Below are 9,540 nucleotides of genomic sequence, written 5' to 3'. Positions count from 1 at the left end.
ATCACTGAGCGAAGCAGTTCCCCAAGACGGTTTTCACCATCAGCGGAGACATGGTGGAATTCATCAATGGCAAGCAGCACATTGTCAAAATCGGTTTCCTCAACAGCCTCAAAAGCGAACCGCAAGGTTGCATGGGTGCAGACAAGAACCTTGTCTGGTCCCTTGAGGAAGTCAACAAAAGCTTTGACCTTGCTTTGCTCACCACCAGGTGTGCAAAGGTTGTTCTTTGGCTCTACAACCCAATCAGAGAAGAAGCCAAACTTGCTGAGTTCTACACTATCAAAAGAGCCGCCGATGGACTTTTCAGGGACAGCAATGATGGCTTTGGACAGTCCTTGATTGATGAGCTTGTCCAGTGCGATGAACATCAAGGCGCGAGACTTACCAGAAGCAGGAGGTGCTTTCAGAAGCAGGTATTGCGCATTGCGAGCTTCAAAAGCCCGATCTTGCATGTCACGCATACCGTACTTGTTGGTGCTGGTGCTTTGACCAGTCTGGGCATAGGTAACTTCAACGATGTTAGGCATTCTGGGTCCCTGTCATTTTTTCGTAGAGCTTGAAGAGGCATTCAAGACGCTCTTCGTCATTAGCAAATGGTTTGGCTCGATATACACTTTCCACAACTCTATCCATAGACTCATGTGCATAGAGTAAGTCTTCCGGCATCTTCTCTGGATCATAGAGTTGAGCCAAGTTCCTCTCTGGATAGTTTTCCCTTGCAGCGAGAATCATAAAAACACATTCAGTGATTGCTGCCTTTTGAGTATCTGTAGTGTTTGGAAATGGAAATGTGTTGTAGGTAAGTTGAACTGAATACTGAAAATCATTTCGCATTCTGGAGCTTGTCACTGACAGCCAAACCATGTGCATCTTCGACGAGAGAACCCCAAAAAGGTATGGTTGAGCATCGTATGCAGCAAGCGCCTTTTCGCTAATGATGGTGTTTTGATCTAAAAATCCAGCAGGAACATAGACACGCCTACTGGAAGTTGTTTTAGGAAAAATGATTGACGGGGTTTCTTGGTGCGGCTGAGTACGAAAGCGATGGCTAACCTCAACATGCTGACGTGCGACAACCCCACCAGCTTGCCTAAATTCACGACACTTGTTGATCCTCTCAAGGATTGGCGGAATTGCCTCTGCTTCGGCTTTGGTAGCGTCTGTAACCCACAGGCAGTAGCGGGCATTGCCACTCATGAAGTCAGCCGCCCCCATGTATTTTCTAATGAATTTTTTAGCTTCTGGTGCTCTTCTAATTATCTCGTCTTTCTCTTCTTCCGAGAGAATAAAGTTGTTCCCATCCAAAGGAACATTGCCAATGCTCATTTTTCCAATGTTGGAGATGGCCCGATTAGTTGGGGTAACAATGACAGTATCTGAGTCAAGCAGATACGGACTAATGTTCTTTACCTGCTTGGAAATTATCTCGTTATAGAGGTGTTTTATTTTTATGCTATCAGCATTCTTGATCCCAGCAATGATGCATGTGACTTTTGCCTGATTCTTGGCATTGTTACCCCAATCAAATGATTGATGGGCAAAGCTAATTTCCAAACCAAGAGAAAAGATGTAAGGCCAAATGATGCAGACCTGTTCACCTTGACAGATAGAGTTCGTTGAAACGAAAGCAAATGATGCATCGCTTTTTCCAGCAATGTAGTCTGCTGCCTTTTTAAACCAACATCCGATATAGTCAATTCGCTTGAAATTCTCAAAGCGATCAAAGACATTGATGATTTCTTCTTTCTGCTCGTCAGTTTGATTTTGAAAACCGACATAAGGAGGATTCCCTAGAATAAATACATCCCCATCCTTCTGTGGGCAGACTGCATTCCAATCAATACTTGTAGCATTCGCACATACAACATTTCCACTACTCTTCAGAGGAAGTGCGGGATTGCAATGGCCAAAGGTAGCCTTGAACTTCATGTTCATCTGATGCTCTGCAAGCCACAGAGACAGAATAGCTACTTCGTGAGCGAAGTCATCCAGTTCAATGCCATAGAACTGTGAAAGTCGGATTCTTGAAAGAGGAATCAAGCCTTCTTTGGAAATTTCTTGCAGTCGCTTGAAAATTTCCATTTCAAGCTGGCGAAGTTCCTTGTAGGCAATGATGAGGAAGTTGCCAGATCCGCAAGCAGGGTCAAAAATCTTCAGATGTTCAAGTCTGAGAAGAAGAAGTTCAAGCTTGTTCTTGTTGTCTGCATGCTTCTCAAACTCTTCCTTCAGTTCGTTCAGGAAGAGAGGTTCAATGACCTTCATGATGTTGGGCACTGACGTGTAGTGCATGCCCATGTTGCCGCGCTGGTCGGGATGGACCACCGCTTGAATCATTGAACCAAAGATGTCAGGGTTGATTTCTGACCAGTTCAGGTCCGAGCCACACTCAATGAGCATGGCACGAGATTTCCTGTTGAATTTCGGTATCGGGAGCTTGTCAGCGAACAGCCCACCGTTCACATAAGGAAAGTCAGTGAGATAGGCAGGAAGACCATCACGGTGTTCCTGGTTCATCACATCAAAGACCTTGCCTAGATAGTCATCCAGGTCACTGCCATCTTCTGCTGTGTGCGAAGCAACATGATTGGTGAAAAGCTTTGACTCAAAGATGCCAGTATCTTCAGCAAAGTAGCAGAACAGAATTCGTGAAAGGAATACGTTCTGCGCATGGATTTCTTGCTTGGTCTTGGCTGGATTGTTGTCCCTTAGCAGGTCAAACAACTTAGCCATTTTTTCTGCTGCTTTGACATCAGCAGGGTTCTCACTTTGGGCCTGTGCTTTTTCTAATCCAGCCCAAGGAAGAAAGAAGTCAAACTTCTTGTTGAGTTCAGCCAGGGCAACATCCAAGGTGTCTCCAGTCTTGGTGTCAATAGCAAGAAGGTGAGTTTGATTGATGGCAATGATGAAACGTGGCTGGTGCTTCTCTACCACATCAGCATCCTTCATCTCATCAATCACAGACAGGAGCTTGTCACTGTTTGTGGACTTGAAATAGACCTGTTTCTTCCAAAGAACTTCACCATCGTTCTTGGAGAGGTTATAGCTTCCCTTGCCTACAATTTTTAGGCGAGTGATAGATGCCTTGGGCTTGTCGTAGCAATCAAGCAAATCATAGATGAATGACTCGTGATTCACATTGGCAACGAGTGCCTTAACTTTTTCCTCAACCTGACCAATGTTCATTTGATTTCCAAAAATCAATGTCTTTAAACTGAAAAAGCACCTGTGGTGCTTTCCTTGTTGTTCAATGTCGCTACAAACCATCAGAAGGTGAGCAACTTCATGCTTGGTGTTGTTCCAAGCAGCACTAGTGCCATCTTAGCCCAGTCGTCCTACATGGGGCTAGATCAAGATGTCATCTGGGTGGAGGTGGAGAGGTGCAGATACAAAAAAAGCACCCCAGAGGGTGCTTTCTTGTCATGAACATGATGTGGCTCATCACACACGGTACTGTTCGAGGTCTTCACCCGCTGCTTGGGCTTCAACAACCCAAGCCGGCTTGCGACCACGAGCCGCACCAGACCACGTCAGTTCCCCTTTCTTGTACATCACTGTGCTTTCTTTGGCTGTACCCTTGCTGCCTTTTCCCTTGCGGGATACAGCGACAAGGCCCAGTTGTTCAGCAGTCAACCCATACTGTTTAATTTTATCTTTGACATCAGCAAGGACAGACTCAATTTCTGCTGCCCTTACCTTCTCAGCTTCTTCTTGGAGCTTCTTAATCTGTTCCTGAAGTTCAGCATAGGTTGCCATCTGCTTCTTTCCTTTAGATGAGGTGGTGGTAGAAGTCATTGTATCTAAATTTCTGGAAATAGGTTAGTTCCTGTCACCATAGTAGGCGTTAGTCATCGTAGATGAACTATGCCCTGCCAGCATCATGATTTCTTCCTCATTCAATGCTTGACCACTACGAAGCTTGGCAAACACACCTGCAAGGCGATCAGGCATGTTCTGAATGGTCTGTTCAACAGTCTGTGGTGACACACCCATTTCCTTTGCAATCTGGAAGTTGTTCAAAGCCTTTTGACGAATCAACTTGGTGAGTGCTGTTCTACGGGTATCGTGGAAGTGAAGGCGTGTTTCTGGGTCATCATACATGCCCAAAGCTTTCAAAGCATCAACCCAGTAAGCGCGGAAATTCCAGCCAGTTAATTTAAAGATTGGGCCTTTTGCCAGCTTGTTTTTCAAGAGCCATGCACGGAATTCTTCATCCTCTGGAATCATGATGTCTCGTGGTCTTCCGTTCTTCGTTGTTGGAAGATGGATAGACCAGAGTTGGAAATTCACGTTTTCCCACTGAGCTTTCAAGACTTCACTTTTACGAGCACCTGATTCAAGGCAGGTGATGAAAACAAAGTAGGGTTCAATGTTGCTCTTCAACTTCATCCACTCAGCAATCTTCACTGCTTCTTCATCAGACAGAACCCGCTTTCTTCCAAGATAGGGCTTTGGCTTTTCACCACGAGGAAGCATCTTCACTGGGTTCATCAAGCCATTCGGAAAGAGATCGGGATAGAGCTTGTAGACCTTTTCAAATGCTGAACTGATGGTTGATAGCTCACGAAGAATGGTGTTGTTCTTAATGCCTGTAGATTTTCTGGATTCGATGTAAGCCATGAGCAACCAGAAGTCCACTGTATCAATCTTGAAAGCACCAAAATCAATGAAGTTCTTGTTGAAGACCTTCTTCATCATGGCATCAACAATGTTGTTTTGATAACGATAGTTATCAATCTTGCTGCCAATGTCTTTGAAGTAGATGGGAATGGAAGGGATGGCTGAAAGACAACGGTTGTGATTGGTCTTGTATGAAGACTCCGCTTGCTTGCTCATGAACTTTTCAAAGTAGTCCTTGAGTAAGGTCCGCATGTTGGGCATCTCCATTTGATATTTCATATCAAAAATGAGATTCTGCGGGACACCTGAGTCAATCCGCTTCAACTCTTGTTCTTCCCAAGAGCGAGCGGTGGACTCATCATCAAAGACCTTGTTGATGTTTTCACCACCTTTGCGGATTTGGACACGCCAGCGGGTGACAGACACTTTGCGGCCTGTTTCCCTGTTTAGAACCTTGTACTTGAACGAGTAGACTGACACTGTGAGCCCCCAGATTGCACAATCAAAAACCGTGGTGCAAAAAATTGTGCATCAGAACCGGTGTTTTGTGCAAAAAACACTTGGTAGGCCACGGCAACATGTTGATTTACAACGAGTCCATAGCACTGTATCGCGCTTCAACAAGGCGCAGCAGGATGCCTTCCTGCCCTATGTCGAAAGCGGCCTGTTCACCTTCATCGGCGCGACCACCGAGAACCCCTCGTTCGAGGTCAACTCGGCCTTGCTGTCGCGGGCGCGGGTCTACGTGCTGCAATCGCTCACGCCCGAGGAACTGCAACTGCTGGTCGACCGCGCCATCGCGGCCTTCAACGACGGCCTGGAGGCCGGCGCCGCCATGCGTGTCGAGCCGGACGCGCGCGAGCAGCTGGCGGCCTGGGCCGACGGCGACGCGCGCCGGCTGATCAGCGCGGTGGAAGTGGTGGCCGAATCGGCCCAGTCCGCCGGACGCGACAGCGTGGACGCGGCCTGGCTGGAAATCGCGCTATCGCAGAACCTGCGGCGCTTCGACAAGGGCGGCGACGCCTTCTACGACCAGATCAGCGCCCTGCACAAGGCGGTGCGCGGCTCGAATCCGGACGCGGCGCTGTACTGGTTCTGCCGCATGATCGACGGCGGCGCCGATCCCAAATACCTGTCGCGCCGGCTGGTGCGCATGGCGGTCGAGGACATCGGCCTGGCCGATCCGCGCGCCACCGACCTAGCCGTCAACGGCGCCGACATCTACGAGCGGCTGGGCTCGCCCGAAGGCGAGTTGGCGCTGGCCCAGGCGGTGGTCTACATGGCCTGCGCCGCCAAGTCCAACGCCGTCTACAACGCCTACAACCAGGCCCGCAAGTTCGCGGCCGAGCACGGTAGCGCGCCGGTGCCCATCCACTTGCGCAATGCGCCGACCAAGCTGATGAAGCAGTTGGGCCACGGCAAGGCCTATCGCTACGCCCACGACGAGCCGCATGGCTACGCCGCCGCCGAGCAGTATTTCCCCGATGGATTGAATCCTTCCTTCTACCGGCCGACCGACCGCGGCCTGGAGGCTAAAATCCAGCAAAAGCTGGCATTCCTGCGCGAGCTGGACGCACAGGAACGCGCCAAGAAACGGTAAGGGGCCGCCGGCCCGCTTGCCCTCCGCAACCTCACCGACATCACCATGCTAGACCCGATACTGCTGCGCAAAGACCTGCAAACCGTCGTCGACCGCCTCAAGACACGCGGCGTGTCCTTCGACACGGAACGGTTCAACGACCTGGAATCCCGCCGCAAGGCCGTCCAGACCGAGACCGAATCCCTGCAAGCCCGCCGCAACGCGCTGGCCAAGCAGATCGGCCAGCTCAAGGCCAAGGGCGAGGACGCCAGCGCCGTCATGGCCGAGTCCCAGGCCGTGCCGGTGCGCCTGAAGCAGCTGGAAGAAGAGCTGGCTGCGCTGCAGCAGCCGCTGAACGAGCTGCTCATGTCGGTGCCCAACCTGCCGCACGCCAGCGCCCCGCTGGGCGAGTCGGCCGACGACAACGTCGAAGTGCGCCGCTGGCTGCCGGCCGCCGCCGGCCCCGACGGCAATCCGCAGCCGCTGGCCTTCGAAGCGCGCGACCACGTCGCCGTGGGCGAGCCGCTGGGCCTGGATTTCGATATGGCCGCCAAGCTGTCTGGCGCGCGCTTCTCGTTCATGCGCGGCCCGATCGCCCGCCTGCACCGCGCGCTGGCCCAGTTCATGCTGGACCTGCAGACCGGCATGCACGGCTACACCGAGTGCTACACGCCCTATATCGTCAATGCTTCGACGCTGTATGGCACGGGCCAGCTGCCCAAGTTCAAGGACGACATGTTCGCCGTGTCCAAGGGCGGCGGCGATGACGATCCCAAGGTCGACGACCAGGGCAAGCCCTATGTGCGCGAGGACCAGTACCTGATCTCGACCTCCGAGATCACCCTGACCAGCGTGGCGCGCGACTCCATCCTGGCCGCCGCCGAGCTGCCGCTCAAGCTCACCGCCCATACGCCGTGCTTCCGTTCCGAGGCCGGCAGTGGCGGCCGCGACACGCGCGGCATGATCCGCCAGCACCAGTTCGACAAGGTCGAGATGGTGCAGATCACCGCGCCCGACCAGTCCTACGAGGCGCTGGAAGACATGGTCGGCCACGCCGAGCGCGTACTGCAGCTGCTGGAACTGCCGTACCGCGTGGTGCTGCTGTGCACCGGCGACATGGGTTTCGGCGCGGCCAAGACCTACGATCTGGAAGTCTGGCTGCCGGCGCAGAACACCTGGCGCGAGATTTCCTCGGTGTCCAACTGCGAGACCTTCCAGGCCCGCCGCATGCAGGCGCGTTTCCGCAATGCCCAGGGCAAGCCCGAGTACGTGCATACGTTGAACGGTTCCGGCCTGGCCGTGGGCCGCGCGCTGGTGGCCGTGCTGGAAAACCACCAGCAGCCGGATGGCAGTGTGGTCGTGCCCAAGGCGCTGCAGCCCTACATGGGCGGCCTGACGGTGCTCAAGCCCTGAGCGCGGGCGGCTGACATCGGTCTCCTGCATCCGGCTATCGTCCGGACGCAGGGAAAAATGACGGACTCCCTCGGGAGTCCGTTTTTTTTATGCTCGGAACACAAGCCCGGTTTTATTCACCCATATCGGCTTGTGCGATGTGCGGGCCAGCCATATTCCTGTCGTTTTTGCTGATTAATCTGCGTGGATAAGTGCTTGGTTCAAATGTTAATAATTGTGTAATCCGATATAAGGGCCGGATAGTTGCGGCACAATACGCAGGCGTATACACGCATCATTCACTTATAAATAACAAAGGAGTTATCCATGACTTCAAGAATGATTGGAGATTTTCGCGTGAGATGCTCGGTGGCTCAGGAAGAGAACCAGGGCTACCGCGTGGAGATCTGGACTCGCCGCATCGGCGGCAGTGCGCCGGAAAAATGCTGGACGGTGCCCGGACAGGAGCCGTTCGCGACCTTGGACGAGGCGGAGCAGGAAAGCCGCAATCTGTTCGAAGAAATCAACGGCGTGCGTTTCAACGGTGAACCGGAGTTTGCTCATGCGTCCGCATAATGGTTGGTGGCGGGCGTCGAGCGCGCCCCGTCGGTGGATCGATCTGGTCCAGGAGCCGTCGCGTTGGGAAGGCGGCAAGGTTCAGCAGGCGCCCTTGGCGAAGCCGGCCGTTGCCGGTAAGCCGCTGCCGGTCCCTGCTGTCTGATTCGTCCCTACCGTCGGGCGACCGGACATCGCCCTGACACCCGGCGCATCAGCTCACGAGCGGCATTGCCGCCCTGCTCGAAAAAAAGCCACTCGAAAGAGTGGCTTTTTGCTTGGCTGCGCGCCGGATCAGCGGCGGTGGCCGTGACCGTGCCCCCAATCGCCGTGACGGTAATAGCCGCCACGATCGTGCCAGTAGCGGCCGCCGCCGCGGTAGTACACCGGCGCGGGATAGATCACGGGCGGCGCGACATAGACGGGCGCGGGCCGGTAATAGACAGGCGGGGGCGGCGCGTAGACGGGCGCCGGCGCCACGTACACGGGTGGGGGCGGCGCCACGTAGACGGGAGCGGCCGGGTAGACGACGCCCGGCACGCCGATGGATATGCCCACGTCCACGCGAGCCATGGCCGCGCTGGATATCACCAGGCCGGCGGCGGTCGCGCCAGCGATAAGCCATTTGTTCATGTTGCACCTGCCCGCTGCGTGACGCAGCAAAGTTGAGTATTTGTCGACGCTATTTTCCCGCCTTTCATCGCGGAATTGGTAAGCGCCGCCTGCGCAATAGCGACAATACGCAACCGTCCCCCAGCGTTATGGCGTGGCTGTGTTGCGTTGCCGCATTCATTTTTCGCCCTGGTAAACCCTGAGCTGAAATCGACTGAAATGCGGCGGAATACCGCTGATTCCTGCCGGTGAGTTACAGGCAGTCACCATCTGGAGAGCGGTCGCGACGGCAGGCGCGGGCAGCGCGCTCAGTCTTCCTGCAGCCCGTCCTGCCGGCGGCGGAATTCCACTACCCAGACCCAGGGGTTGGCCGCCCAGGCATGGGTGCCGTAGCGTTCGCACCAATTGAGCGCGAAGGCGGTCTGCAGGGGCACGCCAGGCAGCAGCGACGACGAATGATAGAGCGCCAGCGTGCCCTCGGCGCGGGCGTCGGCCTCGGACAGGCTTTGCAGGCGCTGGATGCGCACGCCTACGACCACCGCGCTGGCGAAGGGCGTGCCCGATTCATCGGCAAGCAGGATGCTCTCGCCGGACTTGCCGTAGGGACAGCTGATCCAGGACGAGGTCTTGCGCAGTTCGGCCGATCCTTTGCGGGACGGTCCCATGGCCACCCACTTGCCGGAGTCCGATGCGTCGGCATACCAGATCGTGGTGGGCTGGGTAGGCTGGGGTTTGACGATGCGTCGCGTCTGTACCTTGTAGCCGTCCAGAATCGCTTGCTTGAG

Annotated in this window: 8 protein-coding genes and 1 pseudogene; 3 read left to right on the top strand and 6 right to left on the bottom strand. The window is 54.2% G+C overall.

Annotated features, from left to right (window positions below; all coding sequences use genetic code 11):
- From ACEU5R_RS31340 to ACEU5R_RS31325, 4 genes are all read right to left on the bottom strand, one after another.
- Positions 1 to 527, bottom strand: a 527-nt coding sequence (locus ACEU5R_RS31340) for a DEAD/DEAH box helicase (RefSeq protein WP_392413747.1), incomplete at its 3' end; no start/stop codon positions are given.
- Positions 520 to 3,183 (bottom strand): class I SAM-dependent DNA methyltransferase, encoded by a 2,664-nt coding sequence (locus ACEU5R_RS31335; protein ID WP_392413745.1) that lies wholly within the window; start codon positions 3,181 to 3,183, stop codon positions 520 to 522. The genes ACEU5R_RS31335 and ACEU5R_RS31340, both read right to left, overlap by 8 nt.
- 255 nt (positions 3,184 to 3,438) lie before the next feature.
- A complete protein-coding gene (locus ACEU5R_RS31330; protein ID WP_392413743.1) occupies positions 3,439 to 3,792 on the bottom strand; it encodes an H-NS family nucleoid-associated regulatory protein in 354 nt (117 codons plus the stop codon).
- Between the two features lie 24 nt (positions 3,793 to 3,816).
- Positions 3,817 to 5,043, bottom strand: a complete 1,227-nt coding sequence (locus tag ACEU5R_RS31325) for a tyrosine-type recombinase/integrase (protein WP_392413741.1) — start codon at positions 5,041 to 5,043, stop codon at positions 3,817 to 3,819.
- A 181-nt stretch (positions 5,044 to 5,224) separates the two neighbouring features.
- On the opposite strand from ACEU5R_RS31325, the pseudogene ACEU5R_RS31320 reads away from it, so the two are divergent.
- The 3 genes and pseudogenes from ACEU5R_RS31320 to ACEU5R_RS31310 all read left to right on the top strand — a co-directional run.
- Positions 5,225 to 6,217 (top strand): annotated as a pseudogene (locus ACEU5R_RS31320) (replication-associated recombination protein A); the annotation flags it as partial.
- A 45-nt stretch (positions 6,218 to 6,262) separates the two neighbouring features.
- Positions 6,263 to 7,609, top strand: a complete 1,347-nt coding sequence (gene serS, locus ACEU5R_RS31315) for a serine--tRNA ligase (protein ID WP_392413739.1) — start codon at positions 6,263 to 6,265, stop codon at positions 7,607 to 7,609.
- A gap of 306 nt (positions 7,610 to 7,915) precedes the next feature.
- Entirely contained in the window at positions 7,916 to 8,164 is a 249-nt protein-coding gene (locus ACEU5R_RS31310) for a hypothetical protein (RefSeq protein ID WP_103272904.1), read from the top strand.
- A 273-nt stretch (positions 8,165 to 8,437) separates the two neighbouring features.
- Here the strand turns inward: ACEU5R_RS31310 and ACEU5R_RS31305 are convergent, their stop codons facing one another.
- Together ACEU5R_RS31305 and ACEU5R_RS31300 are read right to left on the bottom strand one after the other, a co-directional pair.
- Positions 8,438 to 8,776 carry a virulence factor gene (locus ACEU5R_RS31305; protein WP_103272905.1) on the bottom strand — a complete coding sequence of 113 codons (339 nt, stop codon included), beginning with the start codon at positions 8,774 to 8,776 and terminating at the stop codon, positions 8,438 to 8,440.
- Between the two features lie 287 nt (positions 8,777 to 9,063).
- On the bottom strand, positions 9,064 to 9,540 hold a 477-nt coding region (locus ACEU5R_RS31300; protein ID WP_392413736.1), incomplete at its 5' end, for a hypothetical protein.

This window comes from Achromobacter sp. 413638 (assembly GCF_043119405.1).
GTDB lineage: Bacteria > Pseudomonadota > Gammaproteobacteria > Burkholderiales > Burkholderiaceae_B > Achromobacter.
Note: the sequence above shows the minus strand (reverse complement) of the source record. Positions and strands in the feature narration are given on the sequence as shown.